Source organism: Cytobacillus sp. FSL H8-0458, assembly GCF_038002165.1.
In the GTDB taxonomy this organism is placed as follows: domain Bacteria; phylum Bacillota; class Bacilli; order Bacillales; family Cytobacillaceae; genus Cytobacillus.
The window spans coordinates 3175815-3202734 of record NZ_JBBOBR010000001.1 but is presented as its reverse complement, the minus strand read 5'-3'; the positions used below and the strand labels follow the sequence as shown (position 1 = coordinate 3202734).

Genomic DNA, 26920 nt, shown 5'->3' with positions numbered 1-26920 from the left:
CAATCCGATCATAAACAGCAGAAAGACCTTGTCTAATGATTGCTACGCTGATTTTCTGCATCGGCTCAGCTCACCGGACCTCTTATTTAGCGTGACTTAAGGGCGCTCCCACGGTTATTCTTTTATCCGGTATGTAATTGTCGAACCGGCGACAGCGTTTTGGCAGAGGTAGCGGCTCTGACCCTTTGGGGGTTTTACTAAGTAAGGTAAATAAAACCTTTTGAAAGTAAAATTGCAACATTTAATTATCGTATTTGTATTAATTTTACTTTTGTGTATATCTCTGTTATATTTAACATATAAAGAGCAGCGACTTTTCAACGTAAAGTGATAAGGAGCTACGAAAAAGTAACCATTACCTTATAACACCTGATCTGGGGTAAGGGGGGTTACTTTTTTTGTGAACGCCAATATCTAAATATTCAAACACTTAAACTTTTTTATTAAGTGGGAGGTGAAATATGACTTATATAGAGGTCCAGCAAAGTATACTGCAATGGGCAAAGGAGAGGTCAAGAAAAGGTGAATCGTTAAACTCTATTTTTCCAAAGTTAGATCAATGGTTAAGGGGAGAGTCTAAACCTACTTTAAAACAATTAGAGAAGTATGCTAAAGCTACATCTACACCACTAGGTTATTTTTTCTTGAGTGAACCCCCAAAAGAAGTTATACCAGTACCACACTACCGTACAATAGGTGATGAGGCTCCACCCGGAACAAGTCCGGAATTAATAGATACTCTACATACCATGCAACGAAGACAGCAGTTTATCAAAGAATTTTATATAGAAAATGTAGGAGTTGAAATTGATTTTATTGGTTCATACAGAGGAAGCAATCCATTAGAGTTAGCAAATTTAATAAGGACTAAATTGGGTTTACAAGAAAATTGGGCTGCTAGTTTACCTAACTGGCATTATGCCTTGCGATTTCTAATTAGTAAATGTGAAGAACACCGTATTATGGTAATGGTAAATGGAGTGGTCGATAACAATACACATCGGAAATTAGATGTTGAAGAATTTCGAGGTTTTGTGTTGGTGAATAATATGGCCCCTTTGGTTTTTATTAATGGAGCTGACGCGAAGGCAGCTCAATTATTTACTTTAGTTCATGAACTAGCTCATATATGGGTGGGACATAGCGCAATAGTTGAGGCTTCTCCTTTAGATAATGAAGAAAATGAAATTGAAAAACTATGCAATAAGGCAGCGGCAGAATTTTTATGTCCAAGGACTGCATTTATAAATAACTGGGAAAGTCATGAAGGTTCCAATAAATTTGAATCATTAGCTAGATATTTTAAAGTAAGTACATTAGTTGTGGCTCGTAGGGCCTTAGAACTCAACTTAATAAACAGGGAAGAATTTATGATTTTCTATAGAAACTATAGGGAAAATTTAAGGGATGTTGGGAGTTCTAGTGGGGGGAATTTTTATACCACCCTGGGAGCAAAACTAGGTAGTTTGTTTACCAGGATTGTTATTTCTGAAGTAAAGGCGGGGAATGTCATGTATAGAGATGCATATAGATTGACCGGATTAAAGGGTGACACTTTTAATAAATTTGTGGATTACAATGAGAGGTAGCATGTAGGTATGTTTATATTAGATGCTAACGTGTTTATATCCGCCCATAGAAGCTATTATTCTTTTGATTTTGCTCCAAGTTTTTGGGAGGCTTTAGAAAAGTCAGCCCAACAATCTGCGATTTGTAGTATTGATAAGATTCATGATGAACTTACATGTGCAGCTGAACCTGATGAGTTACATAATTGGTCCGGAAATGAATTTCGTGAGTACTTTGAAAAAACAGATAGCCACGATGTCATTAGTGCTTATGCAGAGCTGCAACAATGGGCTAATTCTAGTGAGCACTTTTTACCAGAAGCAAAAAGTGAATTCGCTTCAAATGCAGATGCATGGTTAATCGCATATGCGAAATCGAGAGGAGGAACTTTAGTTACTCACGAGGCATATAATCGAGAAAAAAGAAATCGGATACTTATACCAGTTGCTTGTGAGGCATTTGAAGTTCCTTATGTAAATACCTTTGAAATGTTAAGACAGTTGGGGATAAAACTTTAATTCCCTGTTATTTGTATTCACTTTTCAAGTGCTAAAATTATAACTATCTCTGTAAACAAACCAACATCTCATGTGTTGTCAATTACAATCCACACATGTGGAAAGTGTGACACAGCTTATTTTAAACGTGTAACCACTAAAGATATGCTTTTGCTGCTCTGACCCTGAATCGTTGCGATTTTGGGGTCTTTTTCCTGTTAAAATTATAATGTTTTTCTTAGCAAAACTTTATTTTAACTCGGATTGTGGAATGCTGATTAATAGGGTGAATTTTAGCGGGAGATACTGGCTGTCGTAAAGTTGATGTATACATTTTTGATCAGTTTGATAAAAAGTGACCAACCATGGTATAAGTGTATAGTAGCAGAAATATGCTGCTTTTTAATTTTGGGATACGGGTTAGTATGGTATCCCTTAATGAGAGGATTGGAATAAAAAGATGAAAGAAAATTTTTGGCGTGAGTTACCGCGGCCATTTTTTATACTGGCACCCATGGAAGAGGTGACAGATGTTGTTTTCCGCCATGTGGTGAGTGAAGCGGCAAGACCCGATGTGTTTTTTACTGAGTTTACAAACTCAGATAGTTATTGTCACCCTGAGGGGGTCAATAGTGTACGAGGGCGTTTGACTTTTACAGAGGATGAACAGCCAATTGTCGCCCATATATGGGGGGATAAGCCTGAATACTTCCGTCAAATGAGTATTGGGATGGCGGAAATGGGCTTTAAGGGATTGGATATTAATATGGGCTGTCCTGTACCCAATGTGACCCAGAATGGGAAGGGAAGCGGGCTGATCCGCCGTCCCGAACTGGCAGCAGAACTAATACAGGCAGCCAAAGCAGGAGGTTTGCCGGTAAGTGTAAAGACAAGGCTTGGCTTCACGGAAGTAGACGAATGGAAGGGTTGGCTGAAACACATTTTGGAGCAGGACATTGCTAATCTTTCCATCCATCTGCGTACACGGGACGAAATGAGCAAAGTGCCTGCGCATTGGGAGCTGATCCCAGAGATTAAGGAACTTCGCGACCAGGTGGCACCGGATACCCTTTTGACAATCAATGGAGATATTCCTGATCGTCAAAAAGGCTTAGAGCTTGCCGAGAAATACGGGATTGATGGAGTCATGATCGGGCGCGGCATATTCCATAATCCATTTGCCTTTGAAAAGGAGAAGAAGGATCATACTAGTGAGGAATTGCTGGACCTCTTAAGATTGCATATGAATCTCCATGATCAATATTCACATTTAGAGCTGCGGCCGTTCACGGCTCTTCACCGCTTCTTCAAGATCTATGTCAAAGGATTTCCAGGGGCAAGTGCACTAAGAAACCATTTGATGAACACAAGGTCAACAAATGAAGTGCGTGAATTGCTAGATGCCTTTGCGTCAAAGAATCTTTAAAATAATAACTGAATTCTAAAGGGGGTGGGCAAGAAGTCCATCCTCTTTTTGTAAAAATAAATTTGGCTTTTTCACAAGGTTTGTTGCTTTTTATATTATATTTACTGAGTTGATTGGAGCGGAAGGTGCGAGATCCTCGAAAATGCATTCGCATTTTTTTCGAGCGGTGTTTACTCAAGGGAGCTTATTCAATGTCCAGCGGGAGTAGCGGGACAGGTGAGACCCCGCAGACGCGCAGCGTCGAGGAGGCTCACCGCCCGCCCCGCGGAAAGCGAGCAGCCTGGAGCGGAAATCAACGGACAACATTGTTAAGCGAAAACAACAATTTATACGAAAAGAGCCTAAATATTAAACTTGAGGTATGAGGATGAAAGCTTTTTTATTATGCACATTCATGGTATTTTCTTTTGCAATCATAACAGGCTGTCAATCAGCTGAAACAATGGTTCTCTTGGATGAAGAAATACGTGAAATCAAAGTCTCAAAATCAGAGGGTTTAGGCGGAATAAATGAAGAAAATTTTATTTCTTTCAAGGACAGAAAATCGATCGCTGTATTTGAAAAAGCAATAAAAACTGCTGTCAAACAGTCAGGGAATGCAGATATCAGTAAACCTGAGTATGATATAGCAGTAGAATACAAAGGAGATCTTCCTTCTCATGGCATTCATTTATGGCTCGGCGAGGATAATGAAAAGAGCGCCTTCATGTATATTACCAATGAAGATATTTACCAGACTTCACCGCAAATGACGAAAAAACTAAGAAGCCTAATCCTCTCAGACTAACTCCCCTCTAAGGCCATTCTGCCTCAAATTGGAACATTATCCCATATGGTTAACTATCCGAAAAAGGGGTATATAATCACTAAACCAAAAGGAGGTGGCCAAAAATGGAAGTAGAAGTTTTGTGTAACGTGGAAAACTGTAAGTACTGGGCTGAAGGTGATAAATGTGTAGCTGACTCTATTTATGTGATTGGCCAGAATGGCCGGGAAGCGGATGAAATAGAGGAAACAGCCTGTAAAACGTTTGAGCAAGATGCATAAGCATGAAAAAGCCTGACCGCCGGAGGATTGAATAATTCCGGCTGTCAGGTTTTTTTACATACAAAAAGATGCCCGCTATGTTTTACAAGAAAGGGTATAATAAAGGAAAATGACTATAAAACCATGAAGGCAAGGAAGGAGTTATGATGACAATTAGCAATGAAATCGGATGGAATTTTGATAATAGCTATGCGCGGCTCCCGCAGACATTCTTCTCAAAAATGAAGCCCAACCCTGTACAATCTCCTGAGCTGGTGATCCTTAACAGGGAACTGGCGAAATCTTTGGGATTAAATATGGATGCATTGACAAGTGAAACAGGCATTGAGGTCCTTTCAGGCTCTCAAGTTTCAGAAGGAGCTGAACCTCTCGCTCAAGCTTATGCAGGACATCAGTTTGGACATTTTAATATGCTTGGAGATGGCCGGGCAATGCTGATTGGCGAGCAGATAACACCAGAGGATAAAAGGGTCGACATTCAGCTGAAGGGCTCCGGCAGAACGCCATTTTCGCGCGGCGGAGATGGGCGGGCGGCTCTGGGCCCTATGCTCCGGGAGTACATTATCAGTGAAGCCATGCATGCCCTTGGAATTCCCACGACCCGCAGTCTGGCGGTTGTAACAACAGGGGAAGCTATTATCCGGGAAACCATGCTCCCGGGTGCGATCCTGACAAGAGTGGCGGATAGCCACATACGGGTGGGAACTTTTCAATATGCGGCGAATTGGCGGCCGGTTGAGGAGCTTAGAACTCTGGCAGATTACACAATTCAGCGCCATTACCCGGAGATAAAGGAAAATGACAATCCTTACCTGGCTCTCTTACAGAAAGTGATCCAGAAGCAGGCTGAACTTATTGCTAAATGGCAGCATATTGGCTTCATCCATGGAGTCATGAACACCGACAACATGGCAATCAGCGGAGAAACGATTGATTATGGTCCGTGCGCCTTTATGGATAAATATGACCTGGCAACTGTCTTCAGTTCCATTGACAGGGAAGGCCGTTATGCTTATGGAAATCAGCCCTATATTGGCGGCTGGAATCTGGCGAGATTTGCGGAAACCCTTTTGCCTCTGCTGCATGAAGAGGAAGAGGAAGCTGTTAAAATAGCTCAGGGCGCCATTTCAGAATACAATAAAATGTATCAGGATTATTGGCTTGCCGGCATGAGGGCGAAGCTTGGGATCTTTAATGAAGAAGCAGAAGATGAAGCCCTTTTTACAGACCTTCTAAAGATTATGCAAAAGTCTGAAGCCGATTATACGAACACATTCCGTGCCTTAACACTGGGCGACTTTGAGAACACTGTATTAGGTAATGATCAGGAATTTGCCGGCTGGCTTGGTCAATGGCAGGAAAGGCTGACCAGGCAGAAGGAAACGAAAGAAGAAGTAAATCAGCTAATGAGGGCCAGCAACCCGGCCATTATCCCGCGAAACCACCGGGTGGAAGAAGCTCTGGAAGCAGCGGTTAACAATGGAGACTACAGCGTAATGAAAAAGCTTCTTGCAGTGCTGGAGAATCCTTATGCTTATAGGGAAGATCAGGAAGAATTCTGCAGACTTCCAGAGCCAACCGGCGCACCATATCGAACATTTTGCGGAACTTAATAACAATAAATAGGCAAAGCCTGACCCCATTATCGGGTCAGGCATTTTTTATTATGCAGGAATTTTCATTTTAGAAAAGAATACTATCTATGATTTAAAAAAAGGAGGAAATTTCCGTGTTAAATCAATTATGTGTTATTACGATCAAAGTAACGGATTTGAAAAGTGCGGTGAATTTTTATACTGAGGTTTTAGACTTCAAAGTATCGAAACATTATGGAGATAAAATTGTCAGTCTTGTACATAATGATGTGCCGGTTGTTCTGGAAGAAAGCGCAGATGAAAAAACGGGTTCAAACGTATTGCCTGGAATCCTCTCAAAGAATATCGAAAGTGATTTTAGCAAAATGAGAGAAGCTGGTGTGAAAATGCTTTTTGAAAATCCTCAGCCATGTCCTCCTGGCCGTTACTTCATTATTGAGGATCCTTCAGGAAATCAAATTGAAATAGTTGAGTTCTCTAATTGATAGAAGAGTTCTAATGGCAGGAGAAGCTAGTGCTTATTGTTGACATCATGAGCTCACAGTGTTACTTTCAATATAGAACATACATTCGATTTGGTGATTGACTTGAACATACAGCTTAAAGAAATCATATCAAAAAGTATCTTAACACCTGCCAAAGGTGCTATAGACAATTTTACCCATTCATTGAATCCTTATGCGGGCTGTGCTTTTGGCTGTAAATATTGCTATGTAAGGGAGCTCCCTGTTTCCATTTTCCGTGAAGAGGAATGGGGTGCGTGGATTGATATAAAATCAAATGCGGCCGAACTTTTGGAGAAAGAATTGGCTAAAGCCAAAAAAAGGGGAAAAGTTGCTTTATTTATGTCCTCTTCCACAGATCCTTACCAGCCGATTGAATATACCTCAAAACTGACCAGAAGTTTATTGGAAGTGATGCTTGAAAATCAGCCAGACTTTTTACATGTACAAACCCGTTCACCATTGGTGAAGCGGGATATCGATTTATTCCAGCAATTCAGAGATAGAATCAGAATTTCTATGACAATCGAAACAGACAAAGAAGAAGTCAGAAAGGCATTTGCACCAGCGGCCCCTCCCATCCAGGCAAGAATGGCTGCGCTAAAAGACATAAAAGATGCAGGGATTATAACTCAGGCAACACTGGCCCCGTTACTTCCATGCTCGCGGGAATTTCCGGCAAAACTTAAATCTATTGCAAATCGTGTTACGATTGACGATTTTTGGATGGGGGATGGAAGCGGAGGACGAAGGACCGAGAGACTTGGAATCCGGAAGATTTTTGATGAGCTTGGTTTGGAGAAATGGTATAATCCATCCGCATATAGAGTGGTTCTTAAAATGCTGGAGCAGGAATTTCAAGATGCACCCATTCAATTAGGTGTATCCAAGACGGGGTTTAGCCCTGATGGCAAATAGCTGACTAAAGGATATATGAGGTATTATTATGGATCTATTAAGTTCACAGTACGTAAGAGGCATTAGGCTTAAAAGAGAAGATATACCATCCTTCCATCAGTATCCCTTCAGCCTTCCGAGCCTGAAAACGCTGGATGAGATGGCTTTTCACCCAAAAGTCACCTTTCTGATCGGCGAGAATGGGATGGGTAAGTCGACCCTGCTGGAGGCAGTAGCGGTTGCACTGGGATTCAATGCGGAAGGCGGATCATTCAATTTTAATTTTTCTACCTTTGATTCACATTCCATACTGGGCGAATATTTAAAGGTTATAAAAGGCGTAGATAGGCCGTCTGATGGTTTTTTCTTAAGGGCAGAGAGCTTCTATAATGTTGCTTCCAATATTGAGGAAATGGACAGGGAAGGCGGCGCACCAAAAGTAATTGACTCTTTTGGGGGCCGTTCTTTACATGAGCAGTCGCATGGGGAAGCTTTTTTCTCCACCTTTCTTCATCGCTTTCGCGGCAGTGGAATCTACATTCTTGATGAGCCCGAAGCGGCACTTTCACCATTGAGGCAAATGTCCATGCTGACAAGGATTCATGATTTGGTAGGCGACCATTCACAATTTATTATCGCTACCCATTCTCCGATCATTATGGCCTATCCTGATGCAGCCATATATGAATTCACTGATGACGGCATCTCGGAAAAGAAGCTCGAAGAAACGAATCATTACAGCATTATGAAGCAATTCTTCGATGACAAGAATAGAATGCTGCATCATTTGCTGAATGAATAAAAAAATGGAGGCCGCATGCCTCCATTTTATCTATGTATCTTATTCGCTTTCGTGGCTGAACATCCAGTTAACGCCGAATTTATCTGTTAACTGGCCAAAGCTCCTGCTCCAGAATGTTTCCTGCAGCTCCATGGTCACATTACCGCCATCTGCCAGATTGTTAAAATACTTTCTCAGGTTATCCACATCATCAATGACAACTGCGAGATTAATGTTATTTCCTACTGTAAATGGCATACCTGGAAACGTATCTGAAAACATGACATTACTGCCGCAAATAGTAAGGCTTGAATGCATGACCAGATTTTTGGCTTCCTCCGGGAGAGGATATTCAGGATTCTGCGGAGCATCACCAAAAGTTGTAATCTCAGGTATTTCCAGTTCAAAAGCCTTTACATAAAACTCAATAGCTTCGCGTGTATTTCCATCAAAATTTAAATAGGCATTAACAGCCATACCGTCCACTCCTTCCTTTAAATACAATTCCATTATAGACAAAATATTCTAATATTAATATAGTTCAAAAGTCAAAATCAAAACAATCTTATAATTCCTGAAGTGCTTGTTCTATACTGGTAAATCCGCTTCTATCAGCACCATCGGGCTCATCTGATTCAATGGTCCACTCATTTCTTTCAGGTGATAATCCTCCATTCCCATCTTTAAGGAATGGGCTATGCACATGATACGTTTTCCCTGCTTTTTTCACCGTGTATCCCATATAGCAGTGCTGGTCCTGTCCTTCTTCCTCGAAAATGCCAATATCGTCGATTCCATATTTGTCTAAATAAGACTGAAATGGCTCCTGCAGTGAATTTAAAACTTGCTCTCTTGGTAAAAACTCCATTATGCTTGCTCCCTTCCATATTAGCTATCCTTAATATGGCTATTTTTGGAGGGATTAAACACGGAACTGTAAAAAGAGTACCCCGCATCAGCGAGATACTCTGCTCCTTAACTTAACTTTAAGGTTTCCGAGAAGCTTCATAAGTTCTTCATATTCTTCGAGTTCAATGCTGCACGTCTGAATGGCCTCTCCAACACTTTTGGTGATATCCTGTTTTTCATTGTGTGCTTTTTCCTCAAGGAAGATATACACTTTGCGTTCATCCGCTTTGGAGCGTTCTTTTCGAAGCCATCCGTTAGAAATCATCCTTGAGATCATCGGGGTAAGTGTCCCGGTGCCAAGGTTAAGTCTTACTCCAAGCTCTTTGGCTGTCATGCCATCCTTTTCCCAAAGGGCCAGTAGAACCAGATACTGCGGATAGGTTAAGCCGAATGGCTGAAGGGCACTTGTATAGAGTTTGGTAAATTCGCCTGCTGTTTCATAAACAGCAAAACATAGCTGTTTATCCAGTGTAAAAAAATCTTTCACATCATCACCTGATTCCGGCATTACAATAAATTTGTCAAATCATCCTCAATTTTTCCCGGCTCTGTTGTTGGCGCATAGCGTTCTACCACCTGGCCGCTGCGGTCCACGAGGAATTTGGTAAAGTTCCACTTAATGTTTTTGGACAGAATGCCCTTTTTCTGTTCTTTCAAGTAAGCAAACAATGGATCTGCATTGTCGCCATTTACATCGATTTTTGCGAAAATCGGGAAAGACACACCATAATTGAGTTGACAAAACTCAGTGGTTTCCTCAATATTATCGAACTCCTGGTTATTGAACTGATCACAAGGGAATCCAAGAATTTCAAGGCCCTTGTCTTTATACTTTTCATAGAGCTCCTGCAGGCCTTTAAATTGGGGCGTCAACCCGCATTTGCTTGCTGTGTTTACGATAATTAGAGGCTTTCCTTCGTATTCTTTCAGAGATTTCAATTCACCATTCGTCTTTTTGACTTCAAAATCATAAATCGTTGTCATGGGGATACCTCCTATTTTTAATCGTGTGCGATTTAATCTTAGGCGATTTAAATTCCTTTTGCAACAAATCAGCTTTTTATGAAACTAGCATTAAGGTTCATTCGTAGGAAAGATAGATTTCCAATTCATTTAAAAAGGATGATTATAATGTTGGACGAATTGCGGGAAGCAATTGAGAAACTCCCGGAGCATGGGGCGAAGAGCTATTTATTCCACATATTGCTTCGGGTTCACTTATTAAAAAACAGTGCTGATTCTCAGGAAGAGATCATGGAACTGCTCAATGATATTCAAAAAAATATAATCTTTTATTCCCAGGAGAGGAAATTGGAGCAGGAATATGAAACATACCACATTGTGTGCGGAGAATCACCGGCAGGATCTTTAAAGGTTGGGCTTAGTAAAGAAAATAAAGTCATTGGCTTTCCTGACTTCTTCAGCAATGGACCTCTCTGGAGGATGGATGAAGAGGAGGGGAGAAAACAGCGATTAGATTGGCTGAAGGATCATATTAATATACCTGAAGATTATCTGGAAAAGGAATATGAAAGAAAAATAGCCTCAGCACTTGAGGAGATTTGTGCCATTCCTGAAAGAAAACCGATCGTGATCTGGACAGCTGACAATGCAGATGAACAAACCGGTTTGCGGTATTTCCTGCACTTAATAAGAAACAAAGATAATAATGTGCATGTTATTAATACTGCTCAGTCATATAAGGAGCTTTTTCCTGCGAAAAAGAATCAAGTCCTTTTAAGGCACTCAGGTGAAGCAGCTCCGGAAAAACTGAAGATCATATTAGATAAAAACATGGGAAGCCCTTTATCTGCAGAAGAAAGAACTGCTTTTGTTTTGGATTGGCAGGCACTTTCCAAGACAAAAGAAGTATTGCGTATATGGGAAGATAACGAAATACACAGTGTGCCAGAGAGTTATTTTGATGACTATATCATCGAGGCAGCCAAAAAGCTTCATAAAAGCAACAAGGGTTTTATAAAATCAGCCAGATTAATCGGGGAAGTGATAGGGCATCTGGATGAGCCAATTGGTGATGGCTTTGCTGAGTATAGAGTAAGATCCCTGATTTATAACGGAATATTTGCGATAAAAGGGATTCCGAAAAGTATGAGGTTTTATAGCATTAAATTGAAAGAGATTTAGAATTTCATAAATCCCCCCGCTGGAATTTCATGCAGCCTTCCTTTATTCTAAATTAAAAGAAACGAATAGAAGAGGGATCTACTTTGAAAAAGATTTACAGTGATATTATTCAATTCCGCGGCACTCACTTTGATTTTGGCTTTATGCAGGGAGAGCGAATCAAGGATTCTCTTTCTGTGAAAAATCGGGAGGATCAATGGAAGGTAAGAAAGCCGCGTTTTTCAATAAATGAAGCAGAAGTGAAAAGAGAGATCACGAGGTTTGCGCCAGGAATCTGGGATGAGCTGCTTGGGATACAGGAAGCATTGCGATGGCCGATGAAGCGGGTGTTACAGGAATTTGGCGGGTATCGCCTTGATTATGTCCGCTCAGGCTGTTCCATCCTGACAGGGGCTGATTACCTGGTCCGCAATTATGATTACCATCCGAAAACCTATGAGGGGCGCTATACTTTTTATCAGCCAACAGACCAGGGTTATGCGATCATGGGTCCCAGCCAGAGGGTGACTGGCCGGATGGATGGCATGAATGAAAAAGGACTTGTCATCGGCTATAATTTCATGAACCGTAAAAAGCCTGCTGATGGCTTTATCTGCTGCATGATCGGCCGCCTGATTTTGGAGGCATGCGCAAATGTCAAAGAAGCGGTTGAGATGCTGAAGGAAATTCCCCATCGCCATTCCTTTACTTATGTGGTGTATGACACAAGCGGAGAGACATATGCAGTGGAAACATCTCCGAGAGGTGTAGAGGTCCGCCAGACAACTGCCTGTACAAACCATTTTGAAATCATGAAGGAGGAAAACCGCAACCATCTGGCTGACAGCTTGCGCAGGCTGGATGTTATGAAAAGCCGTCAGGATGGGCGCCTGGATGCACATGATGCATTCCGCCTTCTGAATGATAGCGATAAAGGTGTCTATTCAGATCTTTATGGAAGCTGGGCAGGGACCATTCATACATCAGCCTATCTTCCGGGGGAGATGAAAGCCTGGTTTGCGCTTGGCGGCGACAGAGAGCCTGTTGTTTTTGACTTCAGAAGATGGCTCGAAGGCCGGGATATTGAAATGAATAGAATCACTGGTGAAGTTGATACGGACATTCCTTTTTTGCATATGGATGAGCATGCGAATTGGTTCAGGAAATGATGAAACGGGGAGTAGAGTTCTCCGTTTTTTTATTTGAAAGAATATATTCATCATTTGGACAAACCCTCACATTCTTTCATCTCTTTAGGTTGTGGTACACTTTATATATGAATTGGATGTAACTGAGGTGCATACGAGTGAAAACAGTATTAGTCATAGGCGGCGGTGTAACAGGATTGTCCGCTATGTATGAACTGAATAAGTGGAAAAAAGAAAATGATCAGGATATCCGGCTGGTGCTGGCAGAGTCAGCAGAACAGCTTGGCGGAAAAATCCGCACGGTAAGGGAAGGCGGCTTCACTATCGAGGCGGGAGCTGATTCGATTGTTGCCCGAAAAGCAAATGCGATGAATTTTATCCAGGAGCTCGGTTTGGAAGAAGCGGTTGTGTACAATGCGGCAGGACGGTCTTATATTTACACTGACGGCGAGCTGAAGCTGATCCCGGCAGATTCTGTATTTGGGATTCCGGCCAGTGTTGAATCTCTTGCCAAATCCACGCTTGTTTCAGCGGAAGGAAAAGTGGAAGCCCTGAAGGATTTTTATACGAAAAATGACCGCTTTACAAAGAACGATTCGATCGGCGATTTCCTGGAGCATTTTTTTGGAAAAGAACTGGTGGAAAAACAAGTTGCGCCTGTTCTTTCAGGAGTATATTCCGGAAATCTCAGTGATTTAACCATTGCTTCAACTCTTCCCCAGGTGTTTGATTATAAAGAAAAATACGGCAGTATTATAAAAGGTTTTGAGGAAAATAAAAAGGTGTTCCAGAGCGGCGGGGGAAAGAAGTTCCTTTCCTTTAATAAAGGCCTGGATACATTAATTGATTCTTATGAGGAAAGATTGGACGGAACAGAAATATTAAAAAGCACACAGGCAGTTAAAATAGAAAAAACGGATCGCGGATATATGGTTGATTTCTCAAATGGCGAAAGCCTGGAGGCAGATCATGTAGTGCTGAGCATTCCGCATAATGCAGCTGAAGCCCTGTTCGATGATGAGGAGCTGAAAGCGGAGTTCGAACCGTTGAAGAACAGTTCCCTGATTTCTATTTATCTTGCTTATGATATTCCAGACAGCGAACTGCCTGAAGACGGGACCGGCTTCATCACGGCCAATACGGATGAATTAACCTGCAATGCCTGTACATGGACAAGCCGCAAGTGGAAGCATACATCAGAAAGCGGTAATTTGCTTGTAAGATTATTTTATAAAAGCAGCCATCCGGCCTTTGCATCTCTAAGGGAAATGGATGAAGATGAACTGCTTCGGACGGCTCTGGCTGACATTGAAAAAAGCCTCGGCATAACGGCTATGCCTTTGGAAAGTGAAGTGACAAATTGGACTGAAAAAATGCCGAACTATCTGATATCCCATCCGCAGACAGTAGCAGCGATTGAAAGCAGGCTGGGCCGGGAATACCCGGGAATATGGCTTGCCGGCTGCTCTTATTACGGCGTGGGCATCCCTGACTGCATTGAAAATGGGGCAGAAACTGCCGGTAAAATTATTGAGAATATGTAAAAACAAAAATCCCCTTTTGTGTAAGTAAAGGGTTCGTTTTCGGGCGCTTTAATTGAATTAGCAAATCCTTAAATAACAAAGACTCGCAATTTTCTAATGCGAGTTTTCTTTGTTATAACCTGATGGTAAGCAACAATGTTTACGAAAACAGCCAAAAAAATAAAGAGTGGGTTATGCAGCTTATTAACGCTTCTTCTTCGAACTTCATTAAAGTTTAAAATAATTAGGTCAATTGAATTCAAAAGAACCCCTCCCCTTAGTAGTCATAAATGAATTATTCACGAATATATGTTCTGGTGGAATTTTTGTTGAGATTTTTTAGAAACTATTTTAACGAATTATTACAATGTATTTGTGAAAGGTGGCAGTCGAGACTGTATTGTTAATGTTCTTATTAAACAAACGGGGCAGGATAGTTCAAGAAGGATTTTATAAAGACTAGTCGAATTTTACTTAATAGTAAAGAATACCATTGGTATCAAAAACTGCTTCTATAAAAAGGAGACGTTAAAATGAAATACTTGTGTTTGGGTTACTTCAACCCAGAGAAAATGGATGCCAGCCCCAAGGCGGAGATCGAAACTGTCCTGAGCGAATGTCAGCCCCACCTAAAGGAACTTTACAAGAGCGGTCAAGTAATTATAGATGTTGGTGTTGACTTAGAAGTAAAATGCTTGAAGCGGATGAACGGGAAGGTTGAGGTTACTGAGAGACCTTTTGACAAAACAAATGAGATGATAGGCAGTGTGTTCATCATAGAGGCACTTGACATTAAGGAAGCAATTAGGGTGGCCTCCTTACATCCGACCACACAATTGGATGCAGCTGAGCAGTTTAACTGGAGGATTGAAATCCGCCCTATCCACTACTTCGAGAAGAGAGAATAATGGTCAAGTTTCATTTTTCTTCTAGTATCAGGTGTGAAGCTCAATAGTTATTAGTCGCATACCCTATTCAACTAAAGGATGCGTTACTTTTAGATCCAGCTGCCACATCCCAGGTGGCTTTTTTTATTGAACTAAAGTGGCAGATTAATGAAATATAGATATACTCACTAATATACAAAATGTTACAATTATTGGTAGAGGTGAAAGAGTTGAGTATTTTTCTTTTTGCTGTTATTCACATATTGATAGGATTAGCCTTAATTTATTTTTATAGAAAATTGCCAAAGGCACTTACGGTATTTCTATCTGTGTTCTTTATTATGAGTTTTCTTTATTGGGGAACAATTTTAATAAATTCTTCGTTAAGCTAATGGGTGCTTATGTTCAAGAACAGCCGCAATCCTTGTGGACTAATGCTTTTACCAATGGTCCAGGCAACGTAATTATGGCGTTACCTCCTCAACCAGATATTGATTTTCTTCAATATTTACTAGCCCACGAATGTCATCACGCTAGTCCCGAGAACCCTATCTATAACTTATCGTTAAGTACTTTTACTTTAGAAGAATGGTATAAAATGGAGGGAACAGCAGAGTATTTTTCTCTTTCTTTGTATCCTGATAGGCGATGGTGGAAAGATAACCTTCCAGCTGAGGTAGAGTCAAGGTATTGGAATGAGTGTAAAGAACATCTTAAATCAACAGACGATAATCTAAAAGGGTCATTATGCTTTGGGAGCCGCAAAAAAGGAATACCTGTTTTCGCGGGATATTCATTCGCCTTAAAAGTAATTTCAAATTATACATCAACAAACCATATAAAAGATATAAGGGAACTATTTTCGGTTGAGCCTTCTGTATTATTGGAGTGTTATGCAACTAATACCTTAATAAGCTAATGTGTAAAAATTAACGGATGTAGCTGCCTCACCTCATTTTCTTATATAACAAAAGATGAAGAATAGCTTATAAAGGACTTTAAGAATTATATATTGAATTTTTTAATACTACAAAAAATCCCCATTATAAGGGGCGGATTGTTATGTGTGGGATTCGTAAGTAGACATTTAGAAAGGGATTTATCATTACCTGAGTTTCGGAATATTCTCCTAGAGAATGCATTGAATGATTTAACATCAGATACTGACGTTTTGGCTATTTACCAGGGAGGTTCATTGGCTAAGGGCAATTCTGACATTTACTCTGATATTGATCTTCATATTATTGTAACCCCAAGAAAAAAAACCTGATTTTATATTACAAAAAAGAAAGAGAGCACAAAAATGGGGAGAGGTATTATTTTATGAAGATTTTAATCGTGCGTCACCAGTTGTAGTTACACATTATGCTTCTTTTGTAAAAGTAGATAGCTGGTATCATTCCGCTGAACAAGTTGTACCTTCTATATGGTTAAAAGGATATGAAGTTCTATACGATCCATTTAATATCATTAGCGAGGTAATAAAAGAATCGTCAAACAAAGCATATGAACCTTCATCGGAAGAAGTAGAGTTTTGGAGGGGAAAACTTCTTGCCTTTATTCACGAAACATATAGAGCCGTTATGAGGAATGAAATATATTATGCTATATCTAATCTCGATAGAATTCGGTGGTTAGTCGTCTCGGGATGGTATATGGAAATGGAAATACATTTAGACAGTCCATGTGGTGTTTGGTCGAAAATTGAGGGGAAGAGAAGGAAATTAAACCACTGGCAATTATCGTTATTAGAAAGTTGGAATAGTAAACGTAATACCAATGAAATTATGAAAACGATAATAAGTATGATTCCAGAAATACTAAGACTAAATAAATGCCTAAGTACGAAAGTTAACATAGAAGTTGATGAAGAAAACATTCAAAAAATAATCGAAATGGCATATTAATAAGATTTTAACTGAAAGGTATACCGAAACTTGGTATGCCTTTCTAGGTCAACATACTAACAGTTTCGATGATTAATTAAGTTTGTGAAATATTGCACTTAAACTAAACCAGCTAATAGTTTGTCAACATTTTTCAATAAAATGATTAATAACGTCATGATATACTAAAAATGTTCATGCCAAATAACCTTCCTCTATGTCTTATTTGGAAGGTTTTGTTGTATTTAGTTAGATATAGTTTTTAATCTGTATCTTGGAAAATAGTTCTGCTTTTTAGTAAGGCAAAAATCCAATGTAAGAGCTTATTAACACATGCAATAACTGCTACTCTAAAGGGTTTTCCTTCTTCCCGTTTCTTATCGTAAAACTCCCTTAATTTTTTATTGCGTGCGATGATTTCATCAGTTGTTTTCTTTTTACGAGCATCACGAATACCACTTTGAACAGCCATATACAAGGCATGACGAAGCCTGCTAGAACCTCGTTTGGTAATTCGATTTACTGATGCGGTAAACTTACCAGAAGAGAAAACACTAGGATCCACTCCAGCGAATGCAACGAGCTTTTTGGCATCATTGAACCGATCTATCTCACCAATTTCGGAAATAATCGTGGCGGCGATTTTCTCTCCAATTCCAGGGATAGACTGAAGTATATGATATTCTTCAATTTCTTTAGCGAGGGCATCTATTTCAACTGCAATTTTAGATAGATGCTCTTGGTATTGAAGAACGATCTTGACTAATAACTCTAGATTAAAAATATTACTCTGGTAGAGGTTGTTTTGAAACGGATTACGAAGGGCTGCTTCCCTTAATTTTTTAGCCTTTTCGTTTGCCCATGCATCTGAACGACTCATACATAGCGAAGCTATTTTCTCTGTTATTTCTCTTTCACTCACACTTAACACTACTTCTGAAGTAGGAAATGCTAATAATGTAAGCAATGAGACTTTGGAATATAAACTTCCAAAAACTCCTCTATATTCAGGAAATACCTGATCCAAAAGGGTATGCAGCTGTATTTTCGTCTGTGCTGATACTTCGGCAATACTTTCTTGTTGTCTTGTTAGATTACGAAGATTTAAAAGTTGAATTCCTCTTTTTTTATAAGGCTCTAACTCTTCTTTATAAAACAGCTCGCAAAGGTGGTAAGCATCAATTGCATCTGTTTTTACCTTCCGCAAACTCGAACTTTTGGCTCGATGGGAGATAAGAGGATTGACAACAATATAAACAAAACTTTGCTCCTCAAGAAATTGAATTACAGGAAAATGGTAATGTCCTGTTGATTCTAAAACCACCGTTGGCTGATGACTACCAGCTGAACTTTCTACTTCATGAAGGAACTCTAATAAACTACCTAAACCATCGGTATTGTGCTTGATACTAAAGCTCTTCCGATACGGTTTGCCTTTGTCTAAAAATGCTTGAACCTGACTCTCTCCTTTTGATACATCCAGGCCAATGACTGGATTCATGCTTTTCTCCTCCTAAAACTCAATTTGTCGGTATCCCCTAAGGCTTCTTGTAATGTCATAGGTTCGCTTGTTAAACGGGATCTTTGTCCCAACCAGCCTGAAACATGTTTATACAAGTAGGGGGTGAACAGTTTAGTTGACGGGATTTAACCCACGGGTGCGACGTTCTACCCCGACTACCGTTATATAATAAGACCCAAAATTAAAAGGTCAACCAGAAATATCTGGCTAACCTTATATTACGAACGGGTGCGTTAGTTTAAGAACGGACTAAATAAAGGACCACACATTTTAGATATGTCTAATATGTGTGGTCCTTTTATTATCAACTGTTTTACCTATCTAACCTAAATATAACATTGGTTATACCCGTATATGCGAGATAATGACAATGATGGTAAGCATCTAAAACTTTGAGGAAAAATAAATGAACGAAGGAACATTTTCCTCTTTGGTCGATTTATAATTATTGATAATACCTCATTAGAGTACATTCCCTTGAAAGAATGGTTCACAGCTGCAATGGAAGTTGAAGACGGAAAAGTTGTTTCTACTTATTGCAATGTAGCAAAACCTACCTTATTTAAAAACGAAGAAATAAGTTTTGTTGATCTAGATTTAGATTTTATTCAGGAGAAGAATAACCAATGGACAGTAGTTAATGAGGATGAATTTGAATTAAATAGTATTAAATATGGGTATCCAAAAGAATTAAAGGTGGATCCATTCAAAATTTTCATTATTGGCTGCGATTATAAAACAATTCTTAAAAACTTTATCTCAAAAATCGCCATATAAAAGTAAATCCCTGGTTAAATCCAGGGATTTTTTATGTAGTGGCTTTATAAATGCTTCCAACTCTTCCGCAAGACAACATCAGTGTATTTGCTTCGGAACCGTCCCCGTGTCACAACCATGGCCGTTTCAGCCGGGTAATATCACTTTTCTGACAACAGGAGACGCCAGCAGGATAGATGTTCTGGTATTCCCAAAGGGGATGAAGTTTCCGATTAGTTGCGATAGTTCATCAGTTCCCTTTATAGCTGCCTTTATGTAGTAATGAACATGTCCTGTGGCTCGATGGCATTCGATCACATCTGGCTGGTTACTAACCATTTGTTCAAATACGTCTTGGGATACCTTAAGGTCACTTAATTCGATCATAACCAATAATTTTTTTCCTACAGCCGCAGGAGGAACTAGGGCATGGAAGCCGTCAATGATCCCTTTTTCCTGAAGGCGCTTTAAGCGTTCCGACACACTTGGCCGACTTAGGGCTAACTTTTTCGATAAATCACTGATTGAGATTCGTCCATCCTCCTGCAGTATGGTTATCATTTTAATATCCAAATTATCCATTTCTTCACATCCTTCAAAGTGTAAACCAATTGCCTAAATTCCCTTCAAATTTAACTTTTATTACATTTAATACCTACCTTTTAATATGTAAATCCTTATTTAATTGTACTATTATAGTATCATAAAAATTGTTTGAAAAATGAAAAAATAAAAACGTCGAAATGAGGGTGATTCTAACCGGCTGAAAATGACTGTGGAGATTCAGCAATTGTAACGAATCTAATAAACATAGAAAAGAGGTTAATATGAATAATACATTTAAAATTATTGTCTTAGCAGGTGCCTTTGTATCATTTATCTTAGGGGGTGGAACAGCAACAGGGCAAGAGATTTTGCAGTTTTTTGTATCCTTTGGTTACCTTGGCATTGGCGCAATTATCATTGCAGCCGTCTTGCATATGTGGTTTGGTGCCTATGCTATGGATGTCGGACTTAAATTAAAAGCAGAAGATTCAAAAGATGTTTTTATTTATTTTTGCGGAAAATATCTTGGGCTGTTTTTTTATTGGTTCGCACAACTCTTTATCCTAATCGTTTTTGTCGTGATGATTTCCGGAGCAGGGGCAACGGTTTCTGAACATTTTGGTTTGGGAATAGTCGCCGGCCGAGCAATCATGGCCATAGCCGTTTTAATTACCGCTTTATTCCGATTAGAAACCATTATTAAAATCCTGGGAATTGCCGGGCCGATTATTGTCCTTTTTGCCGTCATTGTAGGGATCGGAAATTTTGAATCAGCAGGATTTTCGCAAGCAGGGGATATTGTTAAGGAGCTTAACTTGTCAAAGGCTACAAGTGATTGGTGGCAAGCCGGTTTTATTTATTCTTCCTTTGTTTTACTTGTAGCACTTCCGTTTTTGGCAAACTTAGGTAAAGGTGAAGTAAAAAGAAGTAATGTAATCATTGGCGGGAGTCTGGGCGGGCTCATTATGCTGATTGGCGTCTTTGCCATCTATATTGGGATTCTATCAAACATTGAAAATCTCCACACAAAAGCTATTCCGACATTAGTTCTAGCTGATCAAATTAGTCCGGCTTTAGCAACAATCTATTCGATTATTTTGCTCATTGCTATTTATACAACAGCGGTTGGAATGCTATGGACGGTTGCAAAGCAATTTTCAAAAGACAACCTATCTAAATATAGAATTCTTGTTGTTACTTTAACAATATTAGGATTTTTTGGCGGATTATTTCCATTTGCGAAGATCATTGATCTTGTTTATCCGATTGTCGGATATATCGGCTTAATTTTAATGGTTGGAATGCTTTACCGCCAATTTATTAATAAGGGAAAACTTGAAAGTGCAACTTCTACTACAGTTAATATTGATAAAAATTTAAGTGAATGAGGGGAAAATATGAGTAAATATTCAAAAAAAGCAGACTATACAAGAGTAAAACTGGATATGCCCTTTACAGGCATAACATCCTTTCGAAAGTATCCAATTTGTACGAATTTAGATGATTTAGATGCTGATTTTGCAATTATTGGTGTTCCCAATGATATGACCACCGCCTGGCGTTCCGGGGCTCGGATGGGACCGAGATCGATTCGTGAGCAGTCTTCTCTATATGCATTTGGTTCAGGCTATGATCATGAAAGAGATATTGTCTACAATAATGATGGCTGGAAGGTCGTTGACTGCGGCGATGTTTCCATAATCAATGGAGACGTCGAACAAAGTCATGAAAATACCGAAGAAGCCATTCGGAAAATTATCTCTAAAGGAGCTATTCCAATTGTTTTAGGCGGCGATCATTCGATCACGAGCCCGGTTGCTTTTGCTTTAGAGAGTGAGCAAAAAGTGAATGTTGTTCAAATCGATGCCCATCTCGACTGGTTAAAGGATGCCTCTGGTCAGCGCTTTACGTTAAGCAATCCGATGCGAAGAATGTCAGAAATGGAGCATATCAATAAAATGGCACAGCTCGGAATAAGAGGGGTTGGCAGCAGCCAGAAAGAAGACTTTGACGATGCCCGTGCCTATGGAAGTACGATTTTGTCACCTAAACAAATTAGAAAAATGGGAATTGAAGAAGCATTGAAAGAGATGCCAAATGGCGAAAAGTACTATGTAACGATTGATATCGATGGTTTAGATGCCTCTGTTGCACCTGGAGCTGGTTCACCTTCACCAGGGGGATTCTTTTATGATGAAGTAAGTGAAATATTAGAAGCAGTCGCAAAAAAAGGGCAAGTAATCGGTTTTGACTTAGTTGAAGTAAACCCGCTATACGACCCAACCGGCGTAACTTCACAAATTGCAGCAAGACTAATTGTTGATTTTATTAACTTCATTATAAGAGAAAAACAGAACCAGGGGGATGGTTCTCGTATTTTTTTGAGCTAGCAGTAAGGAAAGAAACCGTTGTATTTACACTTCTTATTTAACCTAACAGATTCTTAACGATCGGCTGCAACAGCCGGTCTTTTTTATTCAATTATAGGGGCAGGTTTCTTTAATAAGAATTTATGCTGCTATGTCACTTTAGACATATATTGCGAAACAAAACAGAGCAATATGAATGCAGTAACATTAGAAACATTGAGTAATAGTCACAGATGTTGGAGGAATATTGGCTGCTGCTCCCAGAAAGTTATTGAAACTAAAATCCCATAGTGCAATTTCTACAGTATCTTGTCCATCTACTATGCTGTCGCTAACGTTCATTTGACCAATTGCTAGCTGGGGATTTCCAACTGTTGGTTTATAAATTCCAGCAAATCTTATACTTAGGGTTATTCTATTGTCACTTTGGCTACATCCAATCGGTTCTATAGAAACTGGAGAAACTCTAAAACTCTGATCTCCTTCGGATATGTCTAAATCGGTAAAGCTTATAAGAAAATTACTGGTATCATTATGACAATTAGGGCAGATGCTACCGATTACTGTTAAGATTCCTGATTTATTTCCCACTGGGAATATAGATACTTGAGTTTTTGATTTGATTTTAAATGAGGCAGAACATGTGCATGGGACATTTGGATTTATAGGACCAATAGGTTCACATGGATTACACTCAGGACAGCTATTCTTATTACATGAGCAACTGCTGCTTCTCAATATTAATCAATCCTTTCATGTTTTTTAATAGTATATTAAATAGAACAAATCATTGATTGGACAAAAAACATAATCTTTTTATTTAATGAATAGTACGAAAAAAATATCCACTAAGGAGAAGGTGGTTTTTCAACTAAGGGGTGCTTTAGCTCAATAAAAATGACTAATTTATAACAAAGAAAACTCGCCATTAGGAGCGAGTTTTACTTTTTTTATGTCATATTGGATGTCAAAAGGATTGTCATTCCTGTGCATTTTTTTAGAAAAGTACTTCAGTATGGAACCCTTTTTTTTGTAAGATGGGGATTTTTTGCTTATATGATTTTGGTAAGATCCTTAGGACTTTCAAGCTTCATTTGCTCCAGTTCGAGCTTCATTTTTTCGGTTTCAAGCAAAAAGTTTTCCTGCTTCAGCTTTTCCAGGGTGATTTCATCTTTGGTCATATTATGTTTGATCTTTGCGAGTTTTTGAGTATGAACAGTCAGGATGGCAATGATGGGAATAGAGAAAGTCATAATAACGGCAATAATACCTGTCAAATTCCTTGCACCTCACATTTAATTGAATTAGAAAATTTTGTATAATTGGTATTTGTATAAATTATAGCAAATGACAAGAGAGATAGAAACGCGAAAATAATCTGGTGGTGAAGAAATGGCTGAAATTACTATAAAAAGAGTATACGATCCGCATGAAGAGGCTGATGGATACCGGGTATTAGTGGATCGGCTGTGGCCGAGGGGAATTAAAAAAGAAGATGCACATTTATCAGCCTGGGAGAAAGAAGTTGCACCAAGCAGCGGACTTAGAAAATCTTTTAACCATAAGCCTGAACTTTTCGGTATGTTCCGGGAAAAGTATCTCATTGAGCTGCGCACACAGACAGACAAGATTCGCAAGATGGAAGAACTGTACGAGATATCGAAGAAGCAAAAACTTACATTACTATATGCTGCAAAAGATCCAGTAAATAACCATGCGATTGTATTATTGGAAGAATTATTAAGCAAGGAGAAATAGAAGCTTAATGTTATAGGCAGGAAAAAAATAAAAAATAGGTAGAAATACTTTAAAATTAAGTAATGATTCTGAAAGTTTAGTGTTTTCTTTTTTCCTATACTTAAAGTTAAAAGAAGTGAGGGGGAAGGGAATGATCGATTTACTCCTGATTCATGGAACAGTCATTACCATGGATCAAAACAGGCGAATCATCACCGATGGAGCTGTTGCCATAAAAGGCAGCAGGATCCTGGATGTGGATATGAGTGAAAAACTATTGCAGAAATATGAAGCGAAAGAAGTAATAGATTGCAGCCATCATTGTATCCTGCCGGGATTAATAGATGTACATGGACATGGCGGACATTCAATGTTTAAGACAATTGCAATGGAAAGCCTGGATGATTGGATGCCTATCATGACGAATACGTATAAGCATTTTGTAACAGATGAATTCTGGTATTTTGAAGGAAAGCTTTCAGCGCTTGAACGTCTGAAGGCTGGCATAACAACAGGTGTATCTGTTCTTGGCTCAATGCCAAGGTCGGATGATCCGATTTTTGCCCTCAATCATGCAAAAGCCTATGCAGAGACTGGTGTCAGGGAGGTTGTTTGCACCGGTCCCTGCAATCCGCCATGGCCTCATTCATTCAGCAGGTGGATAGACGGTCAACGAATTACTAAAGAAGTCACCTACGAGAAAGTGTTAAATGGTGCTGAAGCAGTGATTGAAGCTTTAAACCATGCCAATCAAGACCTGACAAGAGCATTTATTACGCCTTTCGTAATTGTTACATCAGTTGAACCGTCCGGCCCAACTTCACCTTCGAAACTTCATCATTTAACCGAACATGATTTATACCAAGCAAAGAAAGTCAGAGAAATTGCCAGAAAATATAATACAAGAATCCACTCTGATGCTTTTGGAGGCATGATTCACTTAGCAGTAAAGGATTGGGAGAATGCTCTTTTAGGTCCTGATGTTCATCTTCAGCATTGCCGGGGGATATCCTTTGATGAAGCGAAAATATTAGCTGAAACCGGAACAAATGTCAGTGCCTCTCCTGGATTCTCTCAAATTCATGCCCGCACACCAATGATAGAATTGATCGAGCTGGGAACAACAGTTGCCATATCAACAGATGGTACTTCACCATCCACTGGCTTTGACATGTTTCAAGCCATGAGAAAAACACAATTTATACATCAGGCCGCTCATAGAGATGAATATTGCTTGCCTCCTGGTAAACTTTTGGAGATGGTTACGATTGATGCAGCAAAATGTATTGGATGGGATGATGAATTGGGCTCACTTGAAGCGGGAAAAAAGGCCGATGTTATAACTGTCAACATGCATCAGCCGCACTTAACACCTGAATTTATGCATATTCATCGGCTTGTCCATCAAGCTTATGCAGCTGATGTGGGGCATGTTATCGTAGATGGCAGGGTCCTTATGAAAGACAGAGCAGTCTTGACCGTAGATGAAAAATCAGTTTTGGCGGAAGCAAATGAAGAAGCTAACGCAACAATTAAGCGTGCTGGTCTAGAAAGATACATGAAGCAAACGAAATATTTTTGGGGTCACACACGAACCTATGGAGATGGAATGGACCATAACGCGGAAGAAGCTGTTGGGGAGAAAGGGGATCATCAATGAAGACCAGGCTAAAGGGGAAATATGTTATTGGATATGATGGAAAAGATCATGTCCTGATAGAAAATGCTGAAGTTGTTTTTGAAAATGATACCATTATTTATGTTGGAAAAAGTTATTCGGGCCAGGCTGATAAAGTTATAGATGCCGGCCGCGCTTTAATCAGTCCGGGATTTATTGACTTGAATGCATTAGGCGATATTGATCATGATATCCTGCATTTGGAGGCCAGTTCAGCAAGACAGAAAAATCTGCTTTGGTCAGAGAAGTATGTGAATAAAGGGCACCATGAAATTATGACGGCTGAGGAAGAGGCCTTTAAATCTTTATATGCCTATTCACAGCTGATTCTTCATGGAATTACAACAGCTATGCCTATCACTTCTGTACATTATAAAAAATGGGCAGAAACATATGAGGAGCTTGCTGCAGCAGCGAGGCATGCTGCTGACCTGGGACTGCGCATATACCTGGGGCCAAGCTATCAATCGGGGATAAGAGTCGTTCAGGCTGATGGCAATATAAAGATTTATTGGGATGAAGAAGCTGGAAGGCAAGGATTAGAAAGAGCTGTGCGTTTTTTGGAGGAGTTTGATGGTTCATTTAATGGTTTGGTCAGGGGAATGCTTGCACCTGAGCGGATTGAAAGTCAAACGGAAGAAAGCCTTCTCAGGACAAAGCAATATAGTGATCATTATAAAGTTCCGATAAAATTGCATGCGGCCCAAGGTGATTTTGAATACCATACTATGGTTGAGAAATATGGCGTAACGCCAATTAGGCACTTGTATAATCTTGGATTTTTAGGATCCAGAACGGCGATTCCTCATGCCCATTTTATTGCAGGATACAGTGAGGCAAAAACAGGCGGCGGGGATGATTTGTCACTTCTGAGGGAAACGGGGACAACTGTTATTCATTGCCCATTGATAATTGGAAGGCATGGGCAGGCAATGGAATCCTTTGCAAAATATAAGCAGTCAGGAATTAATTTAGCGTTGGGAACAGACACCTTTCCTCCCGATATGTTCCAGAATATCAGGACAGGAAGCATGCTTTCCCGGATCGTAAATAAAGAAGTTAAAGACTCATCATACTCAGATCTATACCGTGCTGCTACGTTAGGGGCTGCAAAGTTTCTGGGAAGAGAAGATTTGGGCCGTCTTTGCGCTGGTGCAAAAGCAGATATTATTGCAATTGATTTAGACGGATTCCATATGGGAGTTTTAGATGATCCCCTAAGGACAGTGATGATAAGCGGAACTGGAAGAGATGTCAAGTTATCCATCATTAATGGGAAAGTAGTCATGAAAGACCGAAAATTACCCAACCTTAATTTAGAGGCATTAAAAGGAAAAGCAAAAGAATATTTTATGAAAATGAAAAAAGGTTATTTGAAAAGAGATTATCAAGAGCTTCCGGAAAATGAATTGCTGCCGCCTTCTTTCAGAGTTGTCGATTCTATTAATCAGCAATGACATTAATATTTTTAATAAGTAGTAGAAAAAGTTTAAAAACATGTAAAGAAAGTAGAAAAAGAT

The 26920-nt window shown here is 39.6% G+C and carries 28 protein-coding genes; 20 read left to right on the top strand and 8 right to left on the bottom strand.

Going from position 1 to position 26920, the window contains the following annotated elements:
* Positions 1–461 precede the first annotated feature (461 nt).
* From NYE23_RS15725 to NYE23_RS15685, 9 genes are all read left to right on the top strand, one after another.
* Positions 462–1589 carry an ImmA/IrrE family metallo-endopeptidase gene (locus NYE23_RS15725; RefSeq protein WP_341079136.1) on the top strand — a complete coding sequence of 376 codons (1128 nt, stop codon included), beginning with the start codon at positions 462–464 and terminating at the stop codon, positions 1587–1589.
* Positions 1590–1598: 9 nt separating this feature from the next.
* The gene (locus tag NYE23_RS15720) at positions 1599–2087 is read left to right on the top strand and encodes a DUF4411 family protein (RefSeq protein ID WP_341079135.1); all 489 of its coding nucleotides are present in this window, start codon (positions 1599–1601) and stop codon (positions 2085–2087) included.
* Between the two features lie 439 nt (positions 2088–2526).
* Positions 2527–3492: a tRNA dihydrouridine synthase gene (locus tag NYE23_RS15715; RefSeq protein WP_341079134.1), complete on the top strand. Its 966-nt coding sequence runs from the start codon at positions 2527–2529 to the stop codon at positions 3490–3492.
* A 367-nt stretch (positions 3493–3859) separates the two neighbouring features.
* A complete protein-coding gene (locus tag NYE23_RS15710; protein WP_341079133.1) occupies positions 3860–4279 on the top strand; it encodes a hypothetical protein in 420 nt (139 codons plus the stop codon).
* A 104-nt stretch (positions 4280–4383) separates the two neighbouring features.
* Complete coding sequence (locus NYE23_RS15705) at positions 4384–4539, top strand: DUF1540 domain-containing protein (RefSeq protein ID WP_076260238.1); 156 nt, start codon at positions 4384–4386, stop codon at positions 4537–4539.
* Between the two features lie 146 nt (positions 4540–4685).
* Positions 4686–6152 (top strand): protein adenylyltransferase SelO, encoded by a 1467-nt coding sequence (locus NYE23_RS15700; protein WP_341080756.1) that lies wholly within the window; start codon positions 4686–4688, stop codon positions 6150–6152.
* A 116-nt stretch (positions 6153–6268) separates the two neighbouring features.
* The gene (locus NYE23_RS15695) at positions 6269–6619 is read left to right on the top strand and encodes a VOC family protein (RefSeq protein WP_053071371.1); all 351 of its coding nucleotides are present in this window, start codon (positions 6269–6271) and stop codon (positions 6617–6619) included.
* Between the two features lie 93 nt (positions 6620–6712).
* Entirely contained in the window at positions 6713–7555 is an 843-nt protein-coding gene (locus NYE23_RS15690; RefSeq protein ID WP_341080754.1) for an SPL family radical SAM protein, read from the top strand.
* A gap of 28 nt (positions 7556–7583) precedes the next feature.
* Entirely contained in the window at positions 7584–8336 is a 753-nt protein-coding gene (locus NYE23_RS15685) for an AAA family ATPase (RefSeq protein WP_341079131.1), read from the top strand.
* Positions 8337–8375: 39 nt separating this feature from the next.
* Here the strand turns inward: NYE23_RS15685 and NYE23_RS15680 are convergent, their stop codons facing one another.
* From NYE23_RS15680 to NYE23_RS15665, 4 genes are all read right to left on the bottom strand, one after another.
* On the bottom strand, positions 8376–8792 hold the full coding sequence (locus tag NYE23_RS15680; RefSeq protein ID WP_341079130.1) for a VOC family protein: 417 nt from the start codon (positions 8790–8792) through the stop codon (positions 8376–8378).
* Between the two features lie 88 nt (positions 8793–8880).
* On the bottom strand, positions 8881–9183 hold the full coding sequence (locus tag NYE23_RS15675; protein ID WP_159344649.1) for a DUF5634 family protein: 303 nt from the start codon (positions 9181–9183) through the stop codon (positions 8881–8883).
* A gap of 87 nt (positions 9184–9270) precedes the next feature.
* Positions 9271–9711: a MarR family winged helix-turn-helix transcriptional regulator gene (locus tag NYE23_RS15670; protein ID WP_341079129.1), complete on the bottom strand. Its 441-nt coding sequence runs from the start codon at positions 9709–9711 to the stop codon at positions 9271–9273.
* A gap of 20 nt (positions 9712–9731) precedes the next feature.
* Positions 9732–10208 carry a glutathione peroxidase gene (locus NYE23_RS15665; RefSeq protein WP_341079128.1) on the bottom strand — a complete coding sequence of 159 codons (477 nt, stop codon included), beginning with the start codon at positions 10206–10208 and terminating at the stop codon, positions 9732–9734.
* A gap of 147 nt (positions 10209–10355) precedes the next feature.
* Here NYE23_RS15665 and NYE23_RS15660 point away from each other — a divergent pair, with 147 nt between their 5' ends.
* From NYE23_RS15660 to NYE23_RS15640, 5 genes are all read left to right on the top strand, one after another.
* Positions 10356–11369 carry a DUF1835 domain-containing protein gene (locus NYE23_RS15660; protein WP_341079126.1) on the top strand — a complete coding sequence of 338 codons (1014 nt, stop codon included), beginning with the start codon at positions 10356–10358 and terminating at the stop codon, positions 11367–11369.
* 83 nt (positions 11370–11452) lie between these two features.
* Positions 11453–12517 (top strand): C45 family peptidase, encoded by a 1065-nt coding sequence (locus NYE23_RS15655; RefSeq protein ID WP_341079125.1) that lies wholly within the window; start codon positions 11453–11455, stop codon positions 12515–12517.
* Between the two features lie 137 nt (positions 12518–12654).
* On the top strand, positions 12655–14040 hold the full coding sequence (gene hemG / locus NYE23_RS15650; RefSeq protein WP_341079124.1) for a protoporphyrinogen oxidase: 1386 nt from the start codon (positions 12655–12657) through the stop codon (positions 14038–14040).
* Between the two features lie 512 nt (positions 14041–14552).
* A complete protein-coding gene (locus tag NYE23_RS15645; protein WP_341079122.1) occupies positions 14553–14927 on the top strand; it encodes a YciI family protein in 375 nt (124 codons plus the stop codon).
* Positions 14928–15261: 334 nt separating this feature from the next.
* Positions 15262–15825 carry a DUF2268 domain-containing putative Zn-dependent protease gene (locus NYE23_RS15640; RefSeq protein WP_341079121.1) on the top strand — a complete coding sequence of 188 codons (564 nt, stop codon included), beginning with the start codon at positions 15262–15264 and terminating at the stop codon, positions 15823–15825.
* Between the two features lie 1229 nt (positions 15826–17054).
* Here the strand turns inward: NYE23_RS15640 and NYE23_RS15635 are convergent.
* Positions 17055–18293 (bottom strand): IS110 family transposase, encoded by a 1239-nt coding sequence (locus tag NYE23_RS15635; RefSeq protein ID WP_341076294.1) that lies wholly within the window; start codon positions 18291–18293, stop codon positions 17055–17057.
* Positions 18294–18716: 423 nt separating this feature from the next.
* Between NYE23_RS15635 and NYE23_RS15630 the strand changes: the two genes are divergently transcribed.
* Positions 18717–19091, top strand: coding sequence for a DUF402 domain-containing protein (locus NYE23_RS15630; protein ID WP_341080751.1), 375 nt, complete (start codon positions 18717–18719; stop codon positions 19089–19091).
* A 126-nt stretch (positions 19092–19217) separates the two neighbouring features.
* Here the strand turns inward: NYE23_RS15630 and NYE23_RS15625 are convergent, their stop codons facing one another.
* A complete protein-coding gene (locus NYE23_RS15625) occupies positions 19218–19652 on the bottom strand; it encodes an Lrp/AsnC family transcriptional regulator (protein ID WP_341079119.1) in 435 nt (144 codons plus the stop codon).
* Between the two features lie 245 nt (positions 19653–19897).
* On the opposite strand from NYE23_RS15625, the gene NYE23_RS15620 reads away from it, so the two are divergent.
* Positions 19898–21004, top strand: coding sequence for a YkvI family membrane protein (locus NYE23_RS15620; protein WP_341079118.1), 1107 nt, complete (start codon positions 19898–19900; stop codon positions 21002–21004).
* A 9-nt stretch (positions 21005–21013) separates the two neighbouring features.
* Positions 21014–22006 carry an agmatinase gene (gene speB, locus NYE23_RS15615; RefSeq protein WP_341079116.1) on the top strand — a complete coding sequence of 331 codons (993 nt, stop codon included), beginning with the start codon at positions 21014–21016 and terminating at the stop codon, positions 22004–22006.
* 186 nt (positions 22007–22192) lie between these two features.
* Here the strand turns inward: speB and NYE23_RS15610 are convergent, their stop codons facing one another.
* Positions 22193–22723, bottom strand: coding sequence for a hypothetical protein (locus NYE23_RS15610; protein ID WP_341079115.1), 531 nt, complete (start codon positions 22721–22723; stop codon positions 22193–22195).
* Between the two features lie 314 nt (positions 22724–23037).
* Positions 23038–23262 (bottom strand): hypothetical protein, encoded by a 225-nt coding sequence (locus NYE23_RS15605; protein WP_341079114.1) that lies wholly within the window; start codon positions 23260–23262, stop codon positions 23038–23040.
* A 115-nt stretch (positions 23263–23377) separates the two neighbouring features.
* Between NYE23_RS15605 and NYE23_RS15600 the strand changes: the two genes are divergently transcribed.
* From NYE23_RS15600 to NYE23_RS15590, 3 genes are all read left to right on the top strand, one after another.
* On the top strand, positions 23378–23743 hold the full coding sequence (locus NYE23_RS15600) for a DUF488 domain-containing protein (protein WP_341079113.1): 366 nt from the start codon (positions 23378–23380) through the stop codon (positions 23741–23743).
* A gap of 130 nt (positions 23744–23873) precedes the next feature.
* Positions 23874–25382, top strand: coding sequence for an amidohydrolase family protein (locus tag NYE23_RS15595; protein ID WP_341079112.1), 1509 nt, complete (start codon positions 23874–23876; stop codon positions 25380–25382).
* Positions 25379–26857, top strand: a complete 1479-nt coding sequence (locus NYE23_RS15590; RefSeq protein ID WP_341079111.1) for an amidohydrolase family protein — start codon at positions 25379–25381, stop codon at positions 26855–26857. Before NYE23_RS15595 ends, NYE23_RS15590 begins: the two co-directional genes overlap by 4 nt.
* Positions 26858–26920 lie beyond the last annotated feature (63 nt).

Excerpts from the sequence above, each read along its gene's own strand:
- NYE23_RS15590 (WP_341079111.1), top strand. The coding sequence starts at position 25,379 with ATGAAGACCAGGCTAAAGGGGAAATATGTTATTGGATATGATGGAAAA.
- speB (WP_341079116.1), top strand. The coding sequence starts at position 21,014 with ATGAGTAAATATTCAAAAAAAGCAGACTATACAAGAGTAAAACTGGAT.
- NYE23_RS15720 (WP_341079135.1), top strand. The coding sequence starts at position 1,599 with ATGTTTATATTAGATGCTAACGTGTTTATATCCGCCCATAGAAGCTAT.
- NYE23_RS15710 (WP_341079133.1), top strand. The coding sequence starts at position 3,860 with ATGAAAGCTTTTTTATTATGCACATTCATGGTATTTTCTTTTGCAATC.
- NYE23_RS15595 (WP_341079112.1), top strand. The coding sequence starts at position 23,874 with ATGATCGATTTACTCCTGATTCATGGAACAGTCATTACCATGGATCAA.
- NYE23_RS15705 (WP_076260238.1), top strand. The coding sequence starts at position 4,384 with ATGGAAGTAGAAGTTTTGTGTAACGTGGAAAACTGTAAGTACTGGGCT.
- NYE23_RS15645 (WP_341079122.1), top strand. The coding sequence starts at position 14,553 with ATGAAATACTTGTGTTTGGGTTACTTCAACCCAGAGAAAATGGATGCC.
- NYE23_RS15715 (WP_341079134.1), top strand. The coding sequence starts at position 2,527 with ATGAAAGAAAATTTTTGGCGTGAGTTACCGCGGCCATTTTTTATACTG.
- NYE23_RS15675 (WP_159344649.1), bottom strand. The coding sequence starts at position 9,183 with ATGGAGTTTTTACCAAGAGAGCAAGTTTTAAATTCACTGCAGGAGCCA.
- NYE23_RS15685 (WP_341079131.1), top strand. The coding sequence starts at position 7,584 with ATGGATCTATTAAGTTCACAGTACGTAAGAGGCATTAGGCTTAAAAGA.
- NYE23_RS15620 (WP_341079118.1), top strand. The coding sequence starts at position 19,898 with ATGAATAATACATTTAAAATTATTGTCTTAGCAGGTGCCTTTGTATCA.
- NYE23_RS15680 (WP_341079130.1), bottom strand. The coding sequence starts at position 8,792 with ATGGCTGTTAATGCCTATTTAAATTTTGATGGAAATACACGCGAAGCT.
- NYE23_RS15600 (WP_341079113.1), top strand. The coding sequence starts at position 23,378 with ATGGCTGAAATTACTATAAAAAGAGTATACGATCCGCATGAAGAGGCT.
- NYE23_RS15660 (WP_341079126.1), top strand. The coding sequence starts at position 10,356 with ATGTTGGACGAATTGCGGGAAGCAATTGAGAAACTCCCGGAGCATGGG.
- NYE23_RS15665 (WP_341079128.1), bottom strand. The coding sequence starts at position 10,208 with ATGACAACGATTTATGATTTTGAAGTCAAAAAGACGAATGGTGAATTG.
- NYE23_RS15700 (WP_341080756.1), top strand. The coding sequence starts at position 4,686 with ATGACAATTAGCAATGAAATCGGATGGAATTTTGATAATAGCTATGCG.
- NYE23_RS15625 (WP_341079119.1), bottom strand. The coding sequence starts at position 19,652 with ATGGATAATTTGGATATTAAAATGATAACCATACTGCAGGAGGATGGA.
- NYE23_RS15725 (WP_341079136.1), top strand. The coding sequence starts at position 462 with ATGACTTATATAGAGGTCCAGCAAAGTATACTGCAATGGGCAAAGGAG.
- NYE23_RS15635 (WP_341076294.1), bottom strand. The coding sequence starts at position 18,293 with ATGAATCCAGTCATTGGCCTGGATGTATCAAAAGGAGAGAGTCAGGTT.